The sequence below is a fragment of the Rhodococcus sp. PvR044 genome, assembly GCF_040548995.1.
Taxonomy (GTDB): domain Bacteria; phylum Actinomycetota; class Actinomycetes; order Mycobacteriales; family Mycobacteriaceae; genus Rhodococcus_G; species Rhodococcus_G oryzae.
The window spans coordinates 394,825-418,062 of the sequence record NZ_JBEPSX010000001.1 but is presented as its reverse complement, the minus strand read 5'-3'; the positions used below and the strand labels follow the sequence as shown (position 1 = coordinate 418,062).

20 protein-coding genes are annotated in these 23,238 nt (G+C 69.6%); 6 read left to right on the top strand and 14 right to left on the bottom strand.

Translation table 11 applies throughout. The features are described from left to right. Positions 1-14 precede the first annotated feature (14 nt). The 10 genes from ABIC28_RS01765 to eccCa all read right to left on the bottom strand — a co-directional run bounded on the left by ABIC28_RS01765 (position 15) and on the right by eccCa (position 11,502). Positions 15-218 carry a PspC domain-containing protein gene (locus ABIC28_RS01765; RefSeq protein ID WP_077040870.1) on the bottom strand — a complete coding sequence of 68 codons (204 nt, stop codon included), beginning with the start codon at positions 216-218 and terminating at the stop codon, positions 15-17. A gap of 184 nt (positions 219-402) precedes the next feature. Then, the gene (glmM, locus tag ABIC28_RS01760; protein ID WP_097210384.1) at positions 403-1,743 is read right to left on the bottom strand and encodes a phosphoglucosamine mutase; all 1,341 of its coding nucleotides are present in this window, start codon (positions 1,741-1,743) and stop codon (positions 403-405) included. A 118-nt stretch (positions 1,744-1,861) separates the two neighbouring features. Then, the gene (gene rpsI, locus ABIC28_RS01755) at positions 1,862-2,386 is read right to left on the bottom strand and encodes a 30S ribosomal protein S9 (protein WP_097210383.1); all 525 of its coding nucleotides are present in this window, start codon (positions 2,384-2,386) and stop codon (positions 1,862-1,864) included. Further along, on the bottom strand, positions 2,383-2,826 hold the full coding sequence (gene rplM / locus ABIC28_RS01750) for a 50S ribosomal protein L13 (RefSeq protein ID WP_097210382.1): 444 nt from the start codon (positions 2,824-2,826) through the stop codon (positions 2,383-2,385). Before rplM ends, rpsI begins: the two co-directional genes overlap by 4 nt. Positions 2,827-3,022: 196 nt before the next feature. Then, a complete protein-coding gene (gene rocD, locus ABIC28_RS01745) occupies positions 3,023-4,249 on the bottom strand; it encodes an ornithine--oxo-acid transaminase (RefSeq protein WP_097210381.1) in 1,227 nt (408 codons plus the stop codon). Continuing rightward, positions 4,246-5,115: a dimethylargininase gene (gene ddaH / locus ABIC28_RS01740; RefSeq protein ID WP_354577263.1), complete on the bottom strand. Its 870-nt coding sequence runs from the start codon at positions 5,113-5,115 to the stop codon at positions 4,246-4,248. The genes rocD and ddaH overlap by 4 nt, the downstream gene beginning before the upstream one ends. A gap of 144 nt (positions 5,116-5,259) precedes the next feature. Further along, the gene (locus ABIC28_RS01735; protein WP_077040866.1) at positions 5,260-5,550 is read right to left on the bottom strand and encodes a WXG100 family type VII secretion target; all 291 of its coding nucleotides are present in this window, start codon (positions 5,548-5,550) and stop codon (positions 5,260-5,262) included. Between the two features lie 82 nt (positions 5,551-5,632). Then, positions 5,633-5,947, bottom strand: a complete 315-nt coding sequence (locus ABIC28_RS01730) for a WXG100 family type VII secretion target (RefSeq protein ID WP_097210380.1) — start codon at positions 5,945-5,947, stop codon at positions 5,633-5,635. A 144-nt stretch (positions 5,948-6,091) separates the two neighbouring features. Beyond that, on the bottom strand, positions 6,092-7,483 hold the full coding sequence (locus ABIC28_RS01725) for a type VII secretion-associated protein (protein ID WP_143548380.1): 1,392 nt from the start codon (positions 7,481-7,483) through the stop codon (positions 6,092-6,094). Beyond that, the gene (eccCa, locus tag ABIC28_RS01720; protein WP_097210378.1) at positions 7,465-11,502 is read right to left on the bottom strand and encodes a type VII secretion protein EccCa; all 4,038 of its coding nucleotides are present in this window, start codon (positions 11,500-11,502) and stop codon (positions 7,465-7,467) included. The genes ABIC28_RS01725 and eccCa overlap by 19 nt, the downstream gene beginning before the upstream one ends. Positions 11,503-11,710: 208 nt before the next feature. On the opposite strand from eccCa, the gene eccD reads away from it, so the two are divergent. Next, the gene (gene eccD, locus ABIC28_RS01715; RefSeq protein WP_097210377.1) at positions 11,711-13,177 is read left to right on the top strand and encodes a type VII secretion integral membrane protein EccD; all 1,467 of its coding nucleotides are present in this window, start codon (positions 11,711-11,713) and stop codon (positions 13,175-13,177) included. Next, the gene (mycP, locus tag ABIC28_RS01710) at positions 13,174-14,562 is read left to right on the top strand and encodes a type VII secretion-associated serine protease mycosin (protein WP_257017064.1); all 1,389 of its coding nucleotides are present in this window, start codon (positions 13,174-13,176) and stop codon (positions 14,560-14,562) included. The genes eccD and mycP overlap by 4 nt, the downstream gene beginning before the upstream one ends. Here the strand turns inward: mycP and eccB are convergent. Next, a complete protein-coding gene (gene eccB / locus ABIC28_RS01705) occupies positions 14,529-15,995 on the bottom strand; it encodes a type VII secretion protein EccB (RefSeq protein WP_097210376.1) in 1,467 nt (488 codons plus the stop codon). The genes mycP and eccB overlap by 34 nt on opposite strands. Positions 15,996-16,140: 145 nt before the next feature. Here eccB and eccE point away from each other — a divergent pair, with 145 nt between their 5' ends. Continuing rightward, entirely contained in the window at positions 16,141-17,742 is a 1,602-nt protein-coding gene (eccE, locus tag ABIC28_RS01700) for a type VII secretion protein EccE (protein WP_257017063.1), read from the top strand. Positions 17,743-17,749: 7 nt separating this feature from the next. On the opposite strand, the gene ABIC28_RS01695 is transcribed toward eccE, so the two are convergent. Further along, on the bottom strand, positions 17,750-18,313 hold the full coding sequence (locus ABIC28_RS01695) for an NADPH-dependent FMN reductase (RefSeq protein ID WP_097210374.1): 564 nt from the start codon (positions 18,311-18,313) through the stop codon (positions 17,750-17,752). 110 nt (positions 18,314-18,423) lie between these two features. On the opposite strand from ABIC28_RS01695, the gene ABIC28_RS01690 reads away from it, so the two are divergent. From ABIC28_RS01690 to ABIC28_RS01680, 3 genes are all read left to right on the top strand, one after another. Next, the gene (locus ABIC28_RS01690; RefSeq protein ID WP_097210373.1) at positions 18,424-19,098 is read left to right on the top strand and encodes a PadR family transcriptional regulator; all 675 of its coding nucleotides are present in this window, start codon (positions 18,424-18,426) and stop codon (positions 19,096-19,098) included. 138 nt (positions 19,099-19,236) lie between these two features. Beyond that, a complete protein-coding gene (locus tag ABIC28_RS01685) occupies positions 19,237-20,268 on the top strand; it encodes an ABC transporter ATP-binding protein (protein ID WP_269588415.1) in 1,032 nt (343 codons plus the stop codon). Beyond that, the gene (locus tag ABIC28_RS01680; protein ID WP_354577257.1) at positions 20,265-21,086 is read left to right on the top strand and encodes an ABC transporter permease; all 822 of its coding nucleotides are present in this window, start codon (positions 20,265-20,267) and stop codon (positions 21,084-21,086) included. Before ABIC28_RS01685 ends, ABIC28_RS01680 begins: the two co-directional genes overlap by 4 nt. Before the next feature lie 67 nt (positions 21,087-21,153). Here ABIC28_RS01680 and ABIC28_RS01675 read toward each other — a convergent pair whose 3' ends face one another. Beyond that, positions 21,154-22,026, bottom strand: a complete 873-nt coding sequence (locus ABIC28_RS01675) for an Ig-like domain-containing protein (RefSeq protein ID WP_354577255.1) — start codon at positions 22,024-22,026, stop codon at positions 21,154-21,156. A 53-nt stretch (positions 22,027-22,079) separates the two neighbouring features. Then, positions 22,080-23,225, bottom strand: coding sequence for an Ig-like domain-containing protein (locus ABIC28_RS01670; RefSeq protein WP_354577253.1), 1,146 nt, complete (start codon positions 23,223-23,225; stop codon positions 22,080-22,082). Between the last annotated feature and the right edge of the window lie 13 nt (positions 23,226-23,238).

Here is a 23,238-nt window from a genome sequence, read left to right as displayed (position 1 = left end):
AGCGGGACGCCCGCTCAGAACTCGCTCTTCGGGATGAAGATCCACATCGCCAAGTAGATGAGGAACTGCGGGCCCGGCAGCAGACAGGAGGCGACGAAGAGCGCTCGCACCAGCCACGGCTTCCAGCCGAGGTACTGGGCGAGGCCGGCGCAGACGCCGCCGAAGATGTTCCCGGTGCGGGCACGAGTCAGGCGACGGCTGGTGGTCTGGGTGGTCATGGTGCTCCCTTTCGTCGGACGGTGCAGCGGCTCGCTGCGTTGTCCTCCACTATTCGGGAGTCGATGTCCTCACCGCATCGCGCTGAGGGTTGATTTCGGCATCGGGGTATCCCCTTGGAGGATGAGTCGAAACCCCTGGCCGGTTCGGGGTTCACCCCTAGTCCGCGACCACGGACGCCGCGCCCTAGACCGAGGCGACACGGTCCGCGAGCCCATCGGCCAGCTTCTGCGCGATCTCGATCTCGGTGGCCTCGACCATCACCCGCACCAGCTGCTCGGTGCCGGACGGGCGGAGCAGCACGCGGCCGGCCTCGCCGAGCATCGCCTCGGCCTCGGCAACCGCCTCGAGCACTGCGGGCGCGCAGGCGACCGCGGCCTTGTCGGTGACCTGGACGTTGACGAGCACCTGCGGCAGCGTGCGCATCACCGCGGCCAGCTCACGCAGCGACTTGCCGGTCTGGGCCATCCGGCCCATCAGCCTGAGCCCGGTGAGGACGCCGTCGCCGGTGGTCCCGAAGCCGGGCAGCACCACGTGTCCCGACTGCTCGCCGCCGAGGCTGAACGAACCGTTGCGCAGCTCCTCGAGGACGTACCGGTCGCCGACCGCCGTCGTGCGGACCTCGATACCCGCCTCACGCATCGCGATGTGCAGGCCGAGGTTGCTCATCACCGTCGCGACCAGGGTGTTCTGGGCCAGTTCGCCGGACTCGCGCATCGCGAGGGCGAGCACGCTCATGATCGCGTCACCGTCGACCACGGAGCCGGTGGCGTCGACGGCCAGGCACCTGTCCGCGTCCCCGTCGTGCGCGATGCCCAGGTCAGCGCCGTGTGCGAGCACCGCGGCCTGCAGCTCTTCGAGGTGGGTGGAACCGCAGCCGTCGTTGATGTTGAGGCCGTCGGGATCGGCGTGGATGGCGATGACCCGCGCGCCCGCCGCCCGGTAGGCCTCCGGGCCCACCGTCGAGGCGGCGCCGTTCGCGCAGTCCACCACCACGGTCAGCCCGTCGACACGGTGGGTGGTGGCGCGAGTGAGGTTCTCGAGGTACCGCTCGGCCGCGTCGGTCGCGGTGCGGACGCGACCGATGCCGGCGCCGGTCGGCCGCGGGATCAGGTCGCGGTCGGCGATGGCGGCCTCGATGCGGTCTTCCGACTCGTCGTCGAGCTTGTGACCGCCCGCCGCGAAGATCTTGATGCCGTTGTCCGGCATGGGGTTGTGCGAGGCGGAGATCATCACGCCGAGCGCGGCGTCGTAGGCGCCGGTGAGGAAGGCGACGGCAGGAGTGGGCAGCACGCCGACGTTGATGACGTCGACGCCCGCCGCGGTGAGCCCGGCGGTGACGGCCGCCTCGAGCATCTCACCGCTCGCGCGGGGGTCCCGTCCGAGGACGGCGATCGGTCGGGGCGCGCCCCGCTCGGAGAGCGCCAGCACAGAGGCTGCCGCCCCCGCGATCCGCAGCGCCAACTCGGCGTCTAGCTCCGCATTCGCCAAGCCGCGCACGCCGTCCGTACCGAACATCCGACCCATGTAAACAGACCCCTCTGTCTTTGCTACGACAAGAGCAGGCGTCCGGTACTGCTGGACGCCTGCTCTTGTTGGTGAACAGGTGCCGATGCCGACCCTCGGGGCCGGCATCGGCGACACATCAGCGCTTGGAGTACTGAGATGCCTTACGGGCCTTCTTCAGGCCGTACTTCTTGCGCTCGACGGCGCGGGCGTCACGGGTGAGGAAGCCGGCGCTCTTGAGGGCCGGGCGATCCTCGGGGGTGACCTCGATCAGGGCGCGGGCGATGGCCAGACGCAGGGCGCCTGCCTGTCCGGACGGTCCGCCGCCGTGCAGGAGGGCAACGATGTCGAAGGACTCGGTGCGCTCCACGGTGACGAGCGGGGCCTTGATGAGCTGCTGGTGCACCTTGTTGGGGAAGTAATCCTCCATGGTGCGGCCGTTGAGCTTGAACTCGCCGGTGCCGGGGACCATGCGGACGCGGACGACCGCCTCCTTACGACGGCCGACGGTCTGGATCGGACGATCGATGTAGATCGGGGCTGCGGGGGCGACTGCCGCCTCGGCCTCGAACTCCTCGACGATCTCGGGCTGATCCGCGGAGTCGAACTCCTCCACCACGGTCTCCTCGACAACGACCTCAGCGGTCTCGTTCTGCTCGGTCACTGGGCCACCTGCTTGATCTCGAACGGAACCGGCTGCTGCGCGGCGTGGGGGTGATTCGGGCCTGCGTAGACCTTCAGCTTGCCGGCGATGGCGCTGCCGAGCTTGTTCTTCGGGAGCATGCCGACGACGGCCTTCTCCACGAGGCGGTCGGGGGTCCGCTCGAGGACCTCGCCGACGGTGCGGGACCGCAGGCCACCCGGGTATCCGGAGTGGTTGTACAGGAGCTTGCCGTCGCGCTTGTTGCCGCTGATCGCGACCTTGTCGGCGTTGATGATGACGACGAAGTCGCCGCCGTCAACGTGCGGTGCAAAGGTGGGCTTGTGCTTGCCGCGGAGCAGGTTCGCTGCCTGCACGGCAAGTCGGCCGAGCACCACGTCAGTGGCGTCGATGACGTGCCACGTGCGGGTCACATCTCCGGCCTTCGGGGTGTACGTAGACACAGAACTTCCTCGTCATATCGTGTAGCTGCTGGCCACAGCGTGTGGTCCGGATGATCTCGGCGGCCAGTGGAGACCCGAGAACCCGCACTACAACGGGCACGTGAGTGCCGCGCCGTACCGCACGCCGACGTAGAACCATACCGCGCAGGTCAGGGCCTGGTCAAAGTCGGTCCCGGTGGCTCACCGATCCCGTGGCTCACCGCTGGCCGAGCGCGTCCGCCAGCTGCTCGACCGCCCAGGTGATCTCGTCGCGCTCGATGACGAGCGGCGGCGCCATCCGGATGGTCCCCTCGTGCGCGTCCTTCGCGAGTACCCGGCGGGCGAGCAAACGCTCGCAGACGACCCGGGCGCCCGGCTGACCGGCCGCCAGCTGCACGCCTGCCCACAACCCGCGCCCGCGGACCTCCGAGACCTGTTCCTGCGGCAGCTGCCCGAGCAGATCGTGCAGATGGGCGCCCAGTTCGCGGCTGCGCTGCTGGAACTCCCCCGTCTCCAGCAGCCGGACCACCTCGCTGCCGACCGCGCAGGCGAGCGGGTTCCCGCCGAAGGTGCTGCCGTGCTGACCGGGGCGGATCACCTCCATCACCGACCGGTCCGCCACCACGGCGGAGACCGGGATCAGCCCACCACCGAGCGCCTTCCCGAGGATGTAGACGTCGGGGACGACGTTCTCGTGATCGCAGGCGAAGGTGTCGCCGGTCCGGCCGAGACCGCTCTGGATCTCATCCGCGAGCATGAGGATCGAGTGCTCGTCGCACAGCGCCCGGACCGCGGCGAGGTAGCCGTCGGGCGGGACCAGCACACCTGCCTCGCCCTGGATCGGCTCGATCAGGACGGCCACGGTGTTCGGGGTGACCGCGGCCGCGAGCGCGTCGAGGTCGCCGTAGTCGACGGTGAGGAAACCGGGTGCGTACGGGCCGAAGCCGTCGTGCGCATCGGGGTCGGTGGAGAACCCGACGATGGTGATGGTCCGGCCGTGGAAGTTCCCGGCGAAGGTGATGATCTCGGCGCGGTCGGCGGCGACACCCTTGACGTCGTACCCCCAGCGCCTTGCCAGTTTCAGCGCGGTCTCGACGGCCTCGGCCCCGGTGTTCATCGGGAGCACCGCCTCCTTGCCGCACAGCCGGCTCACGTCCTCGCAGAACCCGGCGAACGCCTCGTGCTGGAACGCGCGGCTGGTGAGCGCGAGCGTGCCGAGCTGCGCACGGGCGACCTCGACCAGTCGCGGGTGCCCGTGCCCGAAGTTGAGCGCCGAGTACCCGGCCAGCATGTCGAGGTACTCGACGCCGTCGATGCCGCGCGCCCAGGCACCGCGCGCCGAGTCGATGACCACCGGCAGCGGATCGTAGTTGTGCGCGCTGTGCGCCTGGGCCCGCGCGAGTTCCGCGAGCGTGCCCGCGGTCACCGGCACCCGCGCGTTCATCGGGCCGCCTGTATCTCGCGATAGCCGCGGAGTTCGAGGGTGCAACATTTGATCCCACCGCCGGACTTGAGGAACTCCGAGAAGTCCACCGGGACCGGGGTGTACCCACGCTCGGCGAGCAGGCCGGCCAGCCGCTGCGCCTGACTGGGCAGCACCACGTTGCGGCCGTCGCTGACCAGGTTGAGGCCGAGCCACCGGGTGTCGGCCTCCTCGGCGATGACGGCGTCGGGGAACAGGTCTCGAAGGACCGCGAGGCTCTCGGGGGCGAATGCCCCCGGCAGGTAGGCGACGGTGCGATCGTCGAGGACGCCGAGCGCCGTGTTGAGGTGGTAGTACCGGGGATCGATCAGCCGCAGGGTGACCACCCGGCGGCCCAGGTGCCGGGCCTCCTCGGCGTGCGCGCGCTCGTCGGTGCGGAACCCCGTTCCCGCGCAGACGATGTCGCCGACCACCAGCAGGTCGCCCTCACCCTCGTTGATGTACCGAGGACGGGTGGGCCGGAACAGTCCGTTGGCGCGGAACCAGCGCAGCACGTGGTCGGCCTCCGCGGCCCGCTGTTCGGTTCGGTACCGGGCACCGAGCGCGACCCCGTCGATGACGAGGCCGCTGTCGGTCACGAAGACCATGTCCGGGAGCCCCGGCACGGGATCGATCGTCAGGACCTCGTGTCCGAGCCGCCGATAGGTCTCGACCAGGTGCTCCCACTGCGACATCGCCAACGCGGTGTCGACGGGATCCTCGGGTCGCATCCACTCATTGATGCTGTAGACCACGTCGAAGAAGGTCGGGGGGCACATCAGGTAGCTCCGCGGCCGCGCGCGGCGGGCGTCCGTCGGGCCGGGATCGGCCCCTGCGGTCTGCGTCATCCCCTGCCCCTTTCGGCGAAGGTGCTACGAGTATCCGCGCCAGGCGAAACCGAATCAATGACCTGGCCCCGAACACGAGAATTCCCCGGTGGCTCTCCTCCACCGGGGAATTCTCATGGCATGAACGCAACCAGCGCGCCGATCTCAGGCCCAGCTGGCGGCCGCACTGTTGTTCGTCGCGTTCATGTCGTCATTACCGGCGCCGACGGCCCGACCGATGGCCTCGAGGACCTGGTTCAGCTCGTTGGCCGCGGAATCCCACTTGGCCTGCTGCGCCTGGTAGGCCTCCGACGCGGAGCCCTCCCACTCGGCGACGAGCGGCGCGAGGTAGCTCTTCAGGTCGCCCAGCTTGCCGTTGATGTTGCCGCTGGTGGCGGCGATGTCCGCCCTGGCGCCGTCGATGGCGCCGAAGTCGTAACGCATGGTCCCGCTCATGGGTCCTCCTACTGTGTGGATCGAAGCAGTCTGGTTCGAAAAAGGGTGTCGCCCACCCGGGTCCGGCCCGAGCGCGCGGGACTCAGATGTTGAGGCCGCCGCCCGCGTTGTTGATGGCGCTCGAGTGGTCGTCCTGCACCGCGGCGTAGGCGACGCCATTGGCCTTGATGTTCTCGCTGATCGCGAGCAGCGACTCGTTGAGGCGCTTGGCGCTGGAGTCCCAGCGGACCATCAGGTTGTCGAACGCGACCTTGGCTGCGCCTTCCCAGGCACCGTTGACGGCGGCGAGCCGACCCTGCAGCGAGGACAGCTGCCCCTGGATGTCCGCGTTGACATCGCCCACGTGCCGCGACGCGGTCTCCATGGTTTCGGTGGTAGTCCTCATCTGACCGCTCATGACCAGCTCCTTAGAAATCGTCCGCGTCCTGGATTTCCAGCCCCCTCTGGACTGAGACGGACCGCGCCTACAGATAGTTGGACGCGCGCGCCCAGCCGTTCGGTTCCATCGAATCCGAACCAATTTCCGCGAGCAGGCAAGCGCTCAGCGGCCGGCGATCACCGTCGAGCGAACTGCCTGCTCACACGGGTCTGCGAGGTCACGCCACCGATCCGGCGAGGTCTGGCAGCCGACACTGACCTGCAGCCCGTCCTCGACGAGGACAGACCACCGGACCTCGGTATCGGGGTCCGGTCTCTCCCGGTACAGAAGTCCCGGCCGCCCGTCGACGGCACCGCGCTCGATCGCGCTGAAGGTCTCCGGCCGCATCTCGGCGCGCCGACTCAGGGTGTGCGCCACCGCCTCGAGATCCGCCCCAGGCGTCAGTTCCTGCGCCACGACCAGGATTCGTGCGGCTGCGCCCTTCTCCGGCACCAGCTCCACCCGGGCCGCGTCGCCGCGGTCGGCGCGTTCGCGCCACCCAAGGGGAACGGTCACGCTCACCCGGCCCGCGCGTGCGGATGACTGCGCCTGCACCTCCGTGTCCGGCTCCGCCGATGCGCGAGGATCGCCGCCTCCCGCGACGACGACAACCGCGGTGATCGCCGCGACCACGAGCACACCGGCCGCGACAAGCGGGCCCCACCGGCCGACGGTGGCCCACCGCGACCGGCGCACCACCGGCGCGATCGTCTCGGGCGCGGCCGGCGTCTGAGCCACCATGTCGAGCCCACGGGCCAGCGCACCCGCCGCGACGGCGGAGCCAGAGACCACCCTCGCCACCACCGGCAGATCCCACCCCGCCTCGATCGCATCGACGATCGAGAGTCCAGCCGTTCCCGGCAGTTCGCCGGTGACGAGGATTCTCGGCGGTCGTTCGGGGCACAGTTCACGCATCGCCGCGGCGAACTCGCCTGCCACATCCGGGTTGTCACGCAGATCCGACGAGCCCAGTTCCGCCCGGTGTACGCAGTCGTCGCTCTCGGCACCGGGCACCGAGGCCGTCGTCTCGAGGAACCCGACCTCGAGCACCGCGCTTCCGGTCGGCATCGGCTCGGGCGACCACCGCGCCAGCGCCTCCGGGACACCGATCAGGAGCACCCCCTTGCCTATCCCACGGCCTGCCTTGACCAGGGCCCGCCGACGACCGCGACCCCAGTGCGCCGGGTGGGTGAGCACCACCAGATCCGGCGCGGTGCGCACCCCGAGTCCGGCCACCAGGTGCCCCAGCACGCCTGCGAGCACCTCGTCCATCGGGAACACCCGATCGCCGAGCGAGAGGTACTCGTCGTCGACATACCGGATCGGGTACGGCTCGAAGGACTCCGGATCGGCGATCCCCGCGGCGAAGGCCCGGTCCCCGAACCGCAAACCGAAGGAGTCTGCGTACACCGCCGCCGGGCAATCGAAGTGCACGCCCGCGTGGCACCCCCACACCGTCGACTCGGTGAGGTGGATGGCCAGCACCCCGTCCGCGGTCACAGCGGCGGAAGCCACGCCACCTGTACCAGGGAGGCACCCGCCCTGGTGACCAGAGTGCCTCGGCCAGGCGGCATCTCACTGGGGCGGACGGTGCCGATCAGGTTGCCCTCGTCGCGGCTTCCGCTCATCACGAGACCCGCCGGCACGAGGTCACGCAACCGCGCGATGATCGGCTCGTACAGCGCCCGGGCCGCGCCACCGGAACGGCGGGCGATGACCAGGTGCAGGCCGATGTCGTTGGCGTGCGGCAGGTACTCGAGCAGCGGGGTCAGCGGGTTCCCGCTCGAGGTGGCGACGAGGTCGTAATCGTCGACCACCACGTAGATCTCGGGTCCGGTCCACCAGTTCCGGTCGCGCATCGCCTGGATGGTGATGTCGGGCGCGGGCATCCGGGTCTCCATGATCGATGCGAGCTCGTTCATGAACTTGGTCGCCGTCACCGAGTTCGGCGCGTACCCGGCGAGATGATCGCCCTCGACGACCCCCAGCATGGTCCGCCGGTAGTCGATCTGGATGATCTTGGCCTGCGATGGGGTGTTCGATTCCATGATGCCCGCGCAGATCCCGCGCAGCAGCGTGGTCTTACCGGACGCGCTGTCGGCGAACGTGAGCATGTGCGGCTGTTCCGCGAAGTCGACGAAAGCCGGCGCCAATTCGGCCTCGTCGATGCCGATCGGGATCCGGAGACACCCGCCATCGCCCGCGGGCGGTCCGCCCGCCGCCGCCATCGCGACCAGTTCGGCGCGTGGGAATCGTTCGGGGAGCATCCGCACCGGCGGTGCGGCGCGCCCGACGGTGACCGCCGAGATCCGCGCGACGGCGTCCGCGACGCCCGCGGTGAGGTCGGCACTGGTCGGGTTCCCGTCCACTCGCGGCAACCCCGTCAGCAGGTGCAGTCCCTCCCGCGTCATGCCGCGGCCGGGTCGCCCTTCCGGCACGCGGGATGCCTTGGGCCTGCCCACGTCCGAATCCGACGGGTCGCCGAGCCGGAGCTCGATCCGGGTGCCCAACTGATCCTTGAGCGCCGGGCGGATCTCGCCCCACCGGGACGCCGTGAGGACCACATGCACGCCGAACGAGAGGCCCTGACCGGCCAGGGCACCGATCTGCGCCTCGAGGGGTTCGAAGTCCTGCCGAATACTGGGCCAGCCGTCGATCACCAGGAACACGTCGCCGAACGGGTCCCCGGACACGCCGAGCGCTCCAGGCTCTCGGGTCGCTCCGCGGGCTCCGCTCTCGTGGCCGCCGGTGGCCGGATCGAGCGAACGAAGCCGCCGGAACTCGGCCATCGAATCGATGCCCAGCTCCCGGAAGCGGTGTTCGCGCTGACGCACGATGGAGTTCATCTCGGCGACGGTGCGCCGCACCCGGTCCACGTCGAGGCGGTTCGCGACCGATCCGACATGCGGGAGTCCGGCCAGGCCTGCCAGGGTGCCGCCGCCGAAGTCGAGGCAGTAGAACTGCACCTGCTCGGGGGAATGGACAAGGGCCATCGACATGATCACGGTGCGCAGCACGGTCGACTTGCCCGACTGAGGTCCGCCGACGATCGCCATGTTGCCCTGGGAGCCGGAGAGATCCACCACCAGCTCGTCGCGCCGCTGGTCGTAGGGCCGGTCCACGATACCGATCGGCGCCCGCAGCGTGCTGACCGCGGAGACCGGCTCGACCAGAACGGATCTCGGCAACAACGAGTTCAGGGTCGGCGGGTCCTCAAGCGGGGGCAGCCACACGTTGTGGGCGGCGGGACCGCGTCCCCGGATCCGGTCCACCACCGTCTCCAGGACCGTCAACCCGCTCGGTTCGGGCGCCACGTCCGCGGCACTCGGCGGCAGCGCGGCCGGGACATCGACGATCAGGTCGGACACCGGCGCGGCGGTGAACGGGCGCGGCCTCAGGTCGATCGGGGACGCGGCGGCCTCGATCGCGGCCCGCGATCGGCCACCGAGGTAGGGACCGGAGACATAGGCGGCCGCGAACCTGACGATCTCGGCGGAGTCGCACTTGAGGTAGCCGGAGCCCGGTGTGCCCGGGAGGTGGTACGCGTCCGGCACACCGAGGACGGTGCGGGACTCGTTGGCAGAGAACGTCTTGAGGCCGATCCGGTAGGAGAGGTGACTGTCGAGCCCGCGAAGCTTGCCTTCCTCGAGCCGCTGGCTGGCCAGCAGCAGGTGCATGTGCAGTGATCGGCCCAGCCGCCCGATCGCAACGAACAGGTCCGCGAACTCCGGCTGCTGACTGAGCAGCTCGGAGAACTCGTCGACCACGATGAACAGCGCGGGCAGCGGGGCGAGGTCGGCTCCGGCGGCACGCGCCTTCTCGTAGTCGGAGACGTTCGCGAAGTTGCCCGCCGAACGCAGCAACTCCTGCCTGCGGTTCATCTCTCCCGCGAGGGCGTCCTTCATCCGGTCGACCATCGCCAACTCCTCGGAGAGGTTGGTGATGACCGCGGCGACGTGCGGTGCCCCCTCGAGTCCGAGGAAGGTGGCGCCGCCCTTGAAGTCGACGAGCACGAGGTTCAACGATTCCGGCGAGTGGGTCGCCAGCAGCCCGAGGACCAGGGTGCGGAGGAACTCCGACTTCCCCGATCCGGTCGCGCCGATGCACAGGCCGTGGGGGCCCATGCCGTTCTCGGCGGCTTCCTTGAGATCGATCTCGACCGGTGAGCCGTCCATACCGACGCCGATCGGTACGCGCAGGCGCTCGCGCGCGGTCCTCGGCGCCCACGCCACCCCCGGGTCGAGGGTGGCGACATCCGGGATACCGAGCAGGTGATGCCAGCTCGCCACCGGCTGACCGTCCTCGACCGCATCGGTCGTCTGCTGGGTCGTCGTTCGGTAGGGGGCCAGTCGCCTGGCTGCGGTCTGCGCCTGATGGGTACTGAGCTGATCCGCCACCGCGAAGATCTCGATCCCGGAACCGCTTCGTGCGCCGATGGATTCGCCATCCATCACCAGCTGGATCCCACGACTCGCCGCCAGCTTGGGGCAGTATCCGCTGAGGTCGAGCACCGTCACGGAATCGAGGCCGCCGTCGATGATGGACTCGCCGTCCAGGATCCCGCCGTCGATCACCACGATCATCTGCGCCACCCCGGGAGTGGCCGGGGCGTTGCGCGAGTACCGATTGCGGACGGCCAGCTGCGGCCCGAGCGAGGCCTCGAGCTCCATCAACGAACCGAAGAACATCCTGCTGGTGCCTGCCCCGTCCTGCGCCTCCGGATGCTGCGAATGCGGCAGCCATTTTGCCCATTCCCACTCGGGCGCGGTGTCGGGACCGCAGACGACCGCGACCTGCAGCTGATCGGGACCGTGGAAGGTGCACAGCTGCACCAGCATCGAACGCACCATCGCCCTGGCCGCCTGACGGTCACCGTCGACCCCGATGGCAGCGAAACCGCGCACCGATACCGCGGTCGGCAGCTCGTGGACCACCGAATGGGTGCGCACGAATCGTCGCAGCGACACCGCGGCGACCGGTTCGAGGTCCTCCACGGGGCCGGTCTCCGGCGCGATCAGGCGGGTCGCCAGCCGTTGGCTGCCTCGGCCGACCCGAACGTGGCAGTAATCCGGATCGGCGACCCGCCGCTCCCACATACGCGCGGTCCCCGCGAGCGTCCACAGGAACCTCGGATCCGGGTGACTCCACTCGAGCGCCGCACGCTGCTTGTCGCCGGTGTCGTAGACGTCCCGTCGCAGCTGATCGAGGTAGCGCAGATAGTCCTTGCGGTCCTCGTTCGCCTCCGCCGACCTGGCGCCCCCGCCCTTTCCGCCCCCGCCCGCGAGCATCCCCAGCATCGAGACGACCATCATCACCGGGAACAGCAGCGACATCGGGTTGGCTGCCATGCCGGAGGTGAACATCAGGGCGACCATGCCGAGCATCGCCACCACCATCACCACCGGCAGCAGCTTGGTGAGCAGGTTGCCCGGAATGATCTTCGGGATCTCGGGCGGCGCCTGCAGGCTCAACTCGCCTCCCGGCGTGCGCGGCACCTCTCGGCGCGCCCTACGTACGAATCGCACGGTACTCACGCGCGTTCACCCCCCAGATTCCGCTTTGGCAATCCCGAAATGGACCCCACTCCCCTGGGTCGACACCTCGAGCCATGAGAGGTTAGCCCATCCCGCGGGCGCCCCACGGCGCCGGGCCGAGGAGCCCGATGTCGTAGAGTGCACCCGTTAGGCGAGGATCGGTGCAGGTGGGGCCCTGCACACCGAGTTTCTTGGGGGGAAACGAACAATGACCGCTGCGCGCGTGGATGCGTCGCCGGCCGACGCACATCGGGGTGGCCGCACCGACCTGTGTCGCCTGACGATCCTGGCGGATCACACCCAGGTGGACCTCGCGGTCCCGTTCGGGGTGCCGCTGGCTCTGATCATTCCCGGCATCGTCGACATGATCGAAAGCCACAGCATCGCAAACGACTTCGCCACACCCGCCGAGCCGTTCGAGCCCACCGAGTGGGTGCTGGCACGGATCGGGCAGTCACCGCTGTCGGCCACCCTCAGCCTCGGTGAACACGGAGTTCGCGACGGCGACCTGCTGGTCCTGCAGTCCGCGCCGACGAGCGCCCCGGCACCCCTGTTCGACGACATCATGCACAATGTCGCTGCCCTGGAGGCCGACCGGTACCGGCGCTGGACCCCGCTCTCGGCACGGGTGATGGGCAGCGCCGTCGCGGTTCTCGCCACGGTGGCAGGCGCCGGGGCTCTGCTGCTGGCGCGCGCCGAATCGGACAGTCTCGTCGGCGCGTTCGCGGCCCTGTTCGTCGCCGCCCTGCTGATCACGGCGGGCACCGTGGTGAGCCGGATCTATCTCGACCGTGCCGCGGCCGCGGTGCTGTGCGCATGCGCGATGCCCCTCGCGTTCACCGCGGGCGCCCTGATGGTGCCCGGCCGACTCGGCGCGCCTGGCCTACTACTCGGGGTTGTGACCTGCGGTGCGGCCGCCGCACTCGCGCTGCGGATCAGCGGCGTCGGTCTCTCCCTGTTCACCGGGATCGCGGCCGCCGCGCTGCCGGTGTCCGCCGCCGCCGCGGTCGGCACGCTGACCGAACAGCCCACCTACGCGATCGGTGCGGTGCTCGCGGCCGTCGCCCTCGTCGGGCTCGCTGCCGCCCCGCGCATCGCGATGTTGTTGGCCAAACTCCCCCTGCCACCGGTGCCCGCACCGGGCTCGGCGGTCGATATCGAAGAGGAGGCACTGGAGCCGGACGCCGCGCTGCCCTCGTTCGCCTCCCTCGCGTTGCGAGCGGCCCGTGCGCGGCAGTACCTCACCGGCCTCGTGTGCGCGATGACCGCACTGACCGCGGTGGGCACCCTGGTCGCCGCCAGGGTCTTCGCCGATGGCGGGATCTACTGGCCCGGGACAATTCTCGCGACCGTGTGCGCGGGAGTCCTGATGCTCCGCGGCCGCACCTACGCCAGTGCCGAGCAGGCGGCACCCCTCATCGGCGGCGGTGCGGCCATCGTGCTGATGCTCCTCGTCGGCGCCGCCGTCACCAATCCCGGACAGTCCGTCGGCGTCTTCGCGCTCGCGATCGTCGTCGCGGGTCTCGCGCTCACGCTCGGTGTCATCGCGCCGAACCAGACCTTCTCGCCGGTCCTGCGTCGCTGCGTCGAACTGCTCGACTACGCGGCCATCGCCGCGGTGGTCCCGCTGGTCTGCTGGGTGTCCGGGCTGTTCACCATGATGCGCGGCCTGTGAGCGGCCAGGCACGACGGATCCCGATCGCGCTCGCCGGCGTCGCCCTCGCGGTGTCACTCGGTCAGGCGACCGCGATCGCGGTCCCCCCGCCGTCGATCGACCCCGGCCGGGTGCCGCCCAACTCGGCGCCGTCCGGACCGAAGACCGAGCTCAGGGACCCCTGCTCGACCACGCAGCCGGTCGCCGATCTGGCACAGGTCCCGCCGCCGCAGCGCGCACTGGACCTGGAGTCGGTGTGGCCGCTCAGCACCGGGCGAGGTCAGACGGTGGCGGTGATCGACACCGGGGTCGAGCGGCACAGCCGCCTGCCCGGACTGATCCCCGGCGGGGACTACGTCTCCACAGGCGACGGCACCCAGGACTGCGACGCGCACGGAACCCTGGTGGCGGGCATCATCGCCGCGAATCGCAACGGTCAGACCGGATTCGCAGGCGTCGCTCCCGATGCCCGGATCCTGAGCATCCGGCAGTCGAGCAACATCTATCGGGAAACCGACGGCCGCAAGGACGCCGAGGGCCAGAACGCGAAGGGTGTGGGGAACGTGAGCACCCTCGCCCGGGCCATCCGTCACGCCGCGGACTTCCCCGGTGTCACGGTCATCAACATCTCCGAGGTGGCGTGCGTCCCCGCAGGCGCGGGCGACAGCGCGGCGCTCGGCGCCGCCGTCGACTACGCCGCCCGCATCAAGGACATCGTCGTGGTCGCCGCGGCAGGCAACCTCGACAGCGAGGCCTGCAAGGCATCGAACCCGCCACCGGACCCCGCCACACCCCATGCGAGTCCATGGGATTCGGTGACCACCATCGCGACCCCGGCCTGGTACGACGATCAGGTGCTCGCCGTGGGCTCGGTCGACCAGGACGGCGCGCCGTCCCCCTTCACCGTCCCCGGACCCTGGGTCGACGTCGCGGCGCCCGGCACCGAGATCACCTCGCTCGACCCGCGCCGGCCGGAGCCGACCGGGCTGACTGATTCCGTCAACGGCGGCTCGGTTCAGGGCACCAGCTTCGCCGCCCCCTACGTGGCCGGCACCGCTGCCCTGATCCGGGCTCGGTTCCCGCGGTTGACCGCCCGGCAGGTCATGGACCGGATCGAACAGACGGCGCACGCGCCGGCCGACGGATGGGATCCGTTCGTCGGACACGGCGTCATCGACCCGGCGGCCGCCGTGACTGCGGAGCTTCCCGGTTCCGTACCCGCGGACGAACCCCAGTCCACCGCGATCGCCATTCCCGAAGCGCCTGCGCCGCCCGACGACCGTCCACGAAAAGTCGCCGTGGCGGGAGCGGGCGGCGTCGTTGCGCTGCTCGGGCTCGGGTTACTGGCCTCGTTCCCGTTGCGCCGCAGGCTTCACCGGGACGGCGGCGAAACGTCGACCGGCTGATCGTCGGGGGCGACCCCGTCGTGCGCCAGGAAGGCCGCTTCCCTGCCGAGCATCGGGCCCGGGGCGAGCAGTCCGACGATTGACCACGGTGCTGCGACGCTCCCGTCGGTGAACCCGAGAACCTTTGCGGCGTCCACGTTCTCGACGCCATAGCGGACACCCGTGTCCGCCACGAAGAACAGCGCACCCTTGCGTTCGCTGGACGGGTCCATACCTGCGGCCTGAACCAGCCCGCCGCTACCCGGTTTCAGGTATGCGGTGTCGACCATGGGGCCGGTGCCGTCCGCCTGCGCCAGCGAGACCATCTCGGCGTCGCGCGGGAGCGGGAGCGCGTTCCCCGTGATCACCGTGACCGTGGCGTTGAGACCCCCGTCGGATTCGTCGGCCCCCTCGATCGGCTGCCAGGACAGGCAGCTCACCGGACTGCTGTCGATGTCGACGATTTCCGGCGCCGTCTCCGGGAAGGTGGACACGGCAAGGTCGTTCACCTGTGGAGGTCGCGACACGACGTCGAGACTGACCTCGTCGGCCTCCGCGCTGCCCTGCGAGTCGGACGCCCGGATCAAGTCACTGGTGGCTTGGCTGATCCGCTGCAACCCACCGCGCAGCACCACGTAGGACTTGCTCCCCTGGGCATCCTTGGCCCGGATCACCGATCCGATCGTCTTGCCCTGCACCGGATAGTCCGGCTGCTCGCCCGCCCCACTGATCTCGGGCGGCGCGATCGCCTGCGCCTCCGGGATGGCATTGAGCAGGCCGGGGCTCACCGGCCGCGGCTCGACTCCGTCCAATCCGAAGGCGAGGGACACCGCGCGATTGTTCGGGTCGATCCGGGCTCGCTTGCCGTCGTAGACGAGAAAGGTGCCGTCCGTCCCCGTCACCAGCAGCGCTTGGCCGTCGGCCAGGGTCGAGACGTTCTCACCGAGCTCGGGATCTCCCGCGATGACGGCGGTCCTGATCGCCTTGGTGCCACCGGAGGCGATGGAATCGCACACCGTCCACGCGGTCGGCTCACCGTGCGGAAGTGCCGATGGCGCACCAGGAATGCCCATCAGGGCGCCGCGCGGACGAGTGCCGAGCTCCGACTCCTTGACGATCACCGGCGTTGCAGCGTCGCCCGCGATCAATCGGGCGGACGCCAGGTTCAGCACCGGATGGAGTGTGTCCTCCACCATCACGAACATGGCCCCGGAATCCTTGCCGACGACGATCTGCGCGTCACCGATCTTGTCCTGCGGCCGGATCAACGCCAGCGCTCCGCACCCGGCGAGCCCGATGACGGCCAAGACCGCCCCCACGGTCAGAGCCCGAGACTGGGTTCGCATCGGGTCGTGCAGCATCCGCACATCCCGGCGAACCAGGGCGTGTTCCATCCGACGAACCAAGAAGCGATACCCGTTGACCTGCCAACGCGTGGTCGGCTGTGCTGCCATGATCCCTCCCCCGTTTGGCGCGCACTACGGAGGGACACAGTACAGTTCTGTCGAAGAACCGAGCGGCGGGGACCGCACGGATCAGGGGGGATGGGGGAAGACTGTGTCTCGACGGCGGGGGCGGCGTCTGCGTGTGGTGCCGAGGGTGTCGATCCGAAATCTGGTCATCGCGCAGCTGTTGGGTGCAGGCGCGGGCGCAGCGGCGGCAGGCTTCGGTGCGACCTGGTGGCCGGCCGTGGCCGTCGGAGCGGCCGTCGCACTGCTCGGCCTGATCCCGGTCGGCGGACGCTGCGTACTCGACTGGGCGGCCACCGGATGGCGGTATCTGCTGCGGCGCGAACGCCGCCTCGGGGAGACATCCGACTTCCGCGCCCCGTCGGGTCCCGTGGTCGGGCTGCACTGGGACGACGGGTCGGTGGTCGCGGTCATCGAGGTGCTGCCGATTCCCGGCAATCTGACTCAGGTCACCCGCGACGGATTCGAATCGGTCCACCGGCTGCCGGCGCTCGCGCTCGCCGAATCGATGACACAGCACGACATCAGTCTCGGTGGCATCGACATCGTCAGTCACGGCTATCGCGCGAGCGCGGGCAGCCCCGCCACCGAGGTGTACGACCAGCTGGTGGGTCCGCTGCCCGCGATGGCCCAGCGGACGGTGTGGCTCGCGGTTCGATTCGACGCGACCGCCCAGTCCGATGCCGTCACGCGGCGCGGCGGCGGCACCACCGGTGCCGCGCGGGCCGCATCGGTCGCGGCACTGCGGATCGTCCGCGCACTGTCCGAGGCGGGCTGCCCGTCTCGGCTGCTCACCGCGGGCGAGATCACCTCCGCCGCAGCGCAGATCACCCGTGGCGTCCGGCCCGACTCGTTCGCCCGTTCCTGGTCCCACACTCCGCTGCCTGGCGTGTGCAACACCGGCTATGCGATCGATCCGCGGGTGCTGTCCGACGACTTGCTGGCCAAGCTGTGGGTACCGTCGAGCCTCGGTACCACGGTGACCGTGCGGCTGCGCCCCGGCGCACGCGCGGGCGAGGTCCGGGTCGCTGCCTCCTGCCGGATGACCACCCGCACCCTGCCGGAGCGGCTCGACCTCCCCGGACTCATCTCGATGCAGGGCAGGCAGGCCGACGGACTGATCTCCAACCTGCCGTTTGCCTCGGCCGATCTCGACTCGCTGACCCCGTTCACGGACTTCTCCGCAGCGCAGCTCGATGCTCTGGCCCTGCCGCTGTCCGGGTGCGGGCAGCTGATCGGCTCGGACAACTACGGGCACGGACTGACGGCCCGGATCGTGGGGCCCGAGATCGAGTACGTGGACGTGCTCGGCGAGTTGTACCTCGCGCAGCAGTTGGTCTTCCGCGCCATCGCGACGGGAGCCCGGATCCAGATCCACTCGGACCGTCCCCAGGTGTGGGGTTCGCTGATCGACTCCATCGCCACACCCGACCGGTTGCGGCTGATCGACGACCCCACCCGGCTCGACCCGACCTTCACGGCGGTTCTGTTCGACGGGGTGGAGCCGGTGCCGCCGCGCGCCGGGGTCACCACCATCCGGATACGCGACGTGCACGAGCCCGCGTCGGCGATCGATCCGCAGATCTCGATCGTGCAGCCCGGCGCGGGCGGCGACCGTGTCACCCTCCGAGCCGACGGCAATCAGGTCGACCTGGTGTTGGTCACCATCGCGCAGGAGACCGCGTTCATCGGCAGGCCGAGGGCCACGCGCCCGCTTCAGCCGGCCCGGTGAGCAGCGGTCAGCCGGGATACGGATCGGCGACGCGCGCGGTCCGGAGCGCCTCGGCCCACCACGCCAGCTGATCGAGCATACGGACGGAGCCGTCGATCGCGGCTCCGTCCTGGGTCTCGCCGTCCGGACCGAATCGCTTGCGCGCCTGGTGAAAACTGACGGTCTGCCGGATCGAGACCATGTGCACCTCGGCCACCACCTGACGTAACTGTTCGGTGGCGCGCAGTCCGCCCGACAGCCCGCCGTAGGAGACGAAACCGACCGGCTTGGCCCGCCACTGCTGCTTCGCGGTGTCGATCGCGTTCTTCAGTGCGCCCGGATAGCCGTGGTTGTACTCCGGGGTCACCACCACGAACGCCGCTGCGGCGTCGACCCGTTCGCGAAAGACGGCCGCTTCGGGGCCGTCGGACAGATCGGCGGGCAGCGCGATGTCGGCGAGGTCGAGCACACCGACGTCGAAGGCCCGATGCGCGCGCGCCCGACGCACGAACCAGTCGGCGACGACGGGTGCGAACCTCCCGACGCGGACGCTGCCGATGATCACCTCGAGCCGGATCGGTTCCGTTGCCACGCCTCATCGAACCACGTGCCGCGGACGTCCTCGGCACCCCCTTGCCCCAATATCCGAGCCCGTATACTCTGAGTCGAGTATTTGAGTCGGGATCCAACGGGAGGGCGACGATGGCCAGAACACGGGCGTTCTCCCGAGGCAATCCGCTGGCGCTGGCGATCCTCGGGCTCGTCTCCGAGCGGCCCATGCACCCGTACCAGATGTCCCAGACCCTCAAGGACCGCGGCAAGGACGACTCCGTCAAGCTCAACTACGGATCGCTATATTCGGTGGTCGAGTCGCTGGCCAAACAGGGAATGATCGAACCGGTCGGCACCGAGCGGGACGGAAACCGGCCACCGCGGACCGTCTACGGCATCACCGACTCCGGCGCCGCGGAGGTCGAGGCGTGGATGCGTGAACTCCTCTCGAGCCCGACCAAGGAATACACCCAGTTCCTCGCGGCGCTGTCGTTCATGCCGCTGCTGAGCCCGGACGTGTCGGTCCAGCTGCTGCGACAGCGCCTGGCCCGGCTCGACGACCGGATCGGGCAGCTCGACGCGACGATCGCCGCGACGGCGTCCTTCCTGCCCGAGCTGTTCGTCGTCGAGAACCAATACGAGCTCGCGCTGCTCCGGGCCGAGCGGGACTACGTCGCGAGCCTGGCCGGGCGCATCGCGGACGGCAGCCTCGGCGGCGTACGCGGCTGGCGGTCGCTGCACGAGCGGCTGGCCCAGGGCCCCATTCCCCCCGACGAACTCGATGCGATCTTCCGATCCGAGGGGGTACCGCCGCCACAGCACTAGCGACGAAACAGCAACGGCCCGGGTGCGCCAACACCCGAGCCGTCACCGGATCCGAACCGACCGACACTCGCGCATCGATGCGTTTCGTCTGCACCGATCAGCATAGACGCGCGAGGCACGCCGGTTCACCCACCACTCATGAGTGAGGAACCAGAGATGCACGCAGTGAACCCGGTCGCCGTCGAAGCGACCGACCTGGTCAAGACCTATCCGGGCGGCCGGAAACAACCGGACGTCAAAGCCCTTGACGGCCTGTCCTTCTCCATACCGGCGGGCACCGTGTACGGGATGCTCGGCCCGAACGGGGCCGGCAAGTCCACCACGACCAAGATCGCCGCCACGCTGTCGACCGCGACATCCGGCACCGTGCGGGTCGCCGGCTTCGATGTCGGCTCCGCCCCCGACGCGGTCCGCGGCCAGATCGGTTACGTCTCGCAGGGCACCGGTGCCGATCCCCGGCAGACCCCGTTGGAGTCGCTGATGATGGCCGCACGGCTACGCGGGGTCCCCCGGGCAGCCGCGCGCGACCGCGCGACCGAACTCCTCGCGCAGTTCGACCTCGCCGATGCCGCCGACCGGCGGGTCGGCACGCTGTCCGGCGGGATGCGACGCAAGCTCGACGTCGCGATCGGACTGATCCATGCGCCGGCGGTGCTGTTCCTCGACGAGCCGACCACCGGGCTCGACCCGGAGGCGCGGGCCGAGATGTGGGCCGAGATCCGCAGGCTCTCGGCCGAGACCTCGCTGACCGTCGTGCTCACCACGCACTACCTCGAGGAGGCGGACGAACTCGCCGACCGCCTGGTCATCATCGATCACGGCCGTGCGGTCGTCGAGGGCACGCCAGGTGAGCTCAAGGCCACGCTCGACGGCGACACCCTGTCCGTCGATCTGATCGAACCGGACCCCGCGTCGGTCCGCGCGGCGGCCGGCTCGATCGCCGCCCTGCGCGACGTGGTGGTCGAGGCCCGCGGCACCAGCGGCAGGCTCATCGCGAGGGCCGATGACGCCCCCGCGGTGATCGGCTCAGTCATCTCGGCCTTCGATTCGGCCGGAATCGGCTTCGGGGCGGTCTCGGTCTCGCGGCCGTCCCTCGACGACGTCTATCTCCACTACGTCGGCCACGCCTTCGAGGTCGACGCCCAGAACGGGAAGGCGGCCCGGTCATGACCACAGCGGTGCTCACCCACTCCCCCGCCCGCACCGACCATCGTGCCCGCTGGTCGGTCGCCGCGGGGCAGATATTCCGGCGCTGGAGCGTCAACACCATGCGCGAGGCCTGGGGCGTCGGGGTCTCGCTGTTGCAGCCGGTGATCTGGATCCTGTTGTTCGGTCAGGTCTTCACCTCGATCGGGACCATCCCCGGCTTCGGCTCCGACGGCTACATCACCTTCCTGGTGCCGGGAATCCTGATGATGACGGTCCTGTACTCCGGCGCCTGGGCGGGCACCGGCTACATCGAGGACATCGACAACGGCGTGATGGACCAGCTCCTCACCGCCCCGGTCCGTCGATCCGCGCTGGTGGCCGGCCAGCTCGCGCAGCAACTGGTGGTGGGACTGCTGCAGTCCGCGATCGTGCTGGTGATCGGCTTCGCGGGCGGCGCCCGGTATCCGGGCGGAGTCGGGGGCGTCGGGCTGGCACTGGTCGCGGCGACCCTGCTGGCCGCCGCGTTCTGCTCCCTCTCGACCGCAGTCGCGCTGACGACCAGGAGTCACCTCGCACTGATCGGCATCGCCCAGATGGTGGTGCTGCCGGTGACGTTCCTGTCCACCGCGATGATGCCGCGGGACCTCATGCCCGGGTGGGTGCAGGCCGTCTCTCGGTACAACCCGATGACATGGTCGGTAGAGATCGCCAGGACGGGCCTCGCCGGCACCGCGAACTGGGGCGAGATCGCCTGGCAGCTGGGCCTTCTGACCGCATTGGCCACCGCGGCGTTCGCCTGGTCGATCGCGGCGTTCAACAGTTACCGGCGCGCGCTCTAGATCCCGCTCCGCCCCCGAACACGACAGGGCCCCGCCGAGCTTCGGCGGGGCCCTGTCGCTTACGCGTCTAGGAGCCGAAAGGCAGCCCGGCCGAACCGGTTCCGCCGCCGCTACCGCCCGACACGTTCACGGACAATGTCGGCGAGGCCGACCCGAGGAATCGACCCGCGCCCGAGTACACCGCGGTGATCGGGTGACTCCCGTTCGTGTCGAAGGTGTGCGGGAGCGTCGCCTTGCCGTCCACGACGTTGACGGGTGCACCGATCGGGGCATCAACGTCCTTGAACTGCACGGTGCCTCCGGTGGGAACCGGGGCCACCGTCGCCGACAGCTCGACGGCGGTGCCCGCCGACGCCGAACCGGGCACGGTGAGCCCGGTCGTGGTCGCGGTGTCCGGCGTCTCGACGGTCGCGAAGACGCCGATCGGGTTGAACACCTGCGTCGAACCGAAGGTGTTCACATCGAACGTCAGGCCGCTGTCGAACGTGCCCGCGGGCGCGTTGTCCGGAACCTTGTACGACAGCTCCAACGACACCGTCCGGTTGACGTTCTTCGACAGCATCCACGCACTGAGCGAATTCGACACCGACACCCGGTTGTTCGCCACATCCACGCTCGGCGTCACCGCCGACGTCGACGCCGCCGACACCTTCGCACTGCCCGGCACGTACTCGAACCCGGCCGGATGCACATCGGTGATCTTGTTCAGGTACCGGTCGATGATGCTGTTCACCGAGAACTCGGTCCGATACGTCACCACCTCACCCGGGAACACCGAACCATCACCGAGCAACGTCTTCGTCGCCACGATGTTCGTGGACGTCACCGTCGCCGACTGCTGCGCCGCCGACGCGACACCACCACCGACCCCGAGACCGAGGGCGACAACGGCCGCCGCGCTGATCGCGGCCGCCGCGCGGCGCATCACCGTCTGAGACATGAGAATTCCTCCAAGGTGCTTGTGTGGAACTGAATGCGACCGGGCCCTGGTGATCAGGAGCCGAACCCGAGCGACCCGGTGCCGCCGGTGTTCGCCCCGGTGACCTTGAGTGCGGTGGCCGCGGAGGTCGACGCCTTGAAGCCGGGCGCACCCGAGTACACGCCGGTGATCTGATGATCACCCGCGGTGTTGAACGTGAACCACAGCGTGGCCTTGCCGTCCACCACGCCCACCGGGCCGCCGATCGGGGTGTCGCCGTCCTTGAACTGCACCGTGCCGCCTGCCGGGGCGGGGGTCACTGCGGCGACCAGGCTCACCTGGACGCCGGTCTGCGCGTCGTTCGCGAGGCTGAGCACCGTCGAGGTCGCGACGTCGGGCATCGACACCGCCACCGTCGAAGGCGCAGAGGTCGAACCCGCGAATCCCGGCACGCCCGAGTAGACCGCGGTGATGCTACGCGGGCCCGCCGTGGCGAACGCATGCGACAACGTCGCGGTGCCGTTCACGACATTGGCAGGCGTACCGATGTTCACGTCGCCGTCCTTGAACTGCACGGTACCGCCCGCGACAGACGGGGACACCGAGGCCGACAGGTCAACCGCGACACCCACGGTCGCGGCCGCAGGAGCCGTCAGCTGCGTGGTGGTCGAGGCCGGGCCCTGCACGTCGATCGTCACGCCGATCGGGTTGAACACCTGCGTCGAACCGAAGGTGTTCACATCGAACGTCAGGCCGCTGTCGAACGTGCCCGCGGGCGCGTTGTCCGGAACCTTGTACGACAGCTCCAACGACACCGTCCGGTTGACGTTCTTCGACAGCATCCACGCACTGAGCGAATTCGACACCGACACCCGGTTGTTCGCCACATCCACGCTCGGCGTCACCGCCGACGTCGACGCCGCCGACACCTTCGCACTGCCCGGCACGTACTCGAACCCGGCCGGATGCACATCGGTGATCTTGTTCAGGTACCGGTCGATGATGCTGTTCACCGAGAACTCGGTCCGATACGTCACCACCTCACCCGGGAACACCGAACCATCACCGAGCAACGTCTTCGTCGCCACGATGTTCGTGGACGTCACCGTCGCCGACTGCTGCGCCGCCGACGCGACACCACCACCGACCCCGAGACCGAGGGCGACAACGGCCGCCGCGCTGATCGCGGCCGCCGCGCGGCGCATCACCGTCTGAGACATGAAAGTTCCTCCA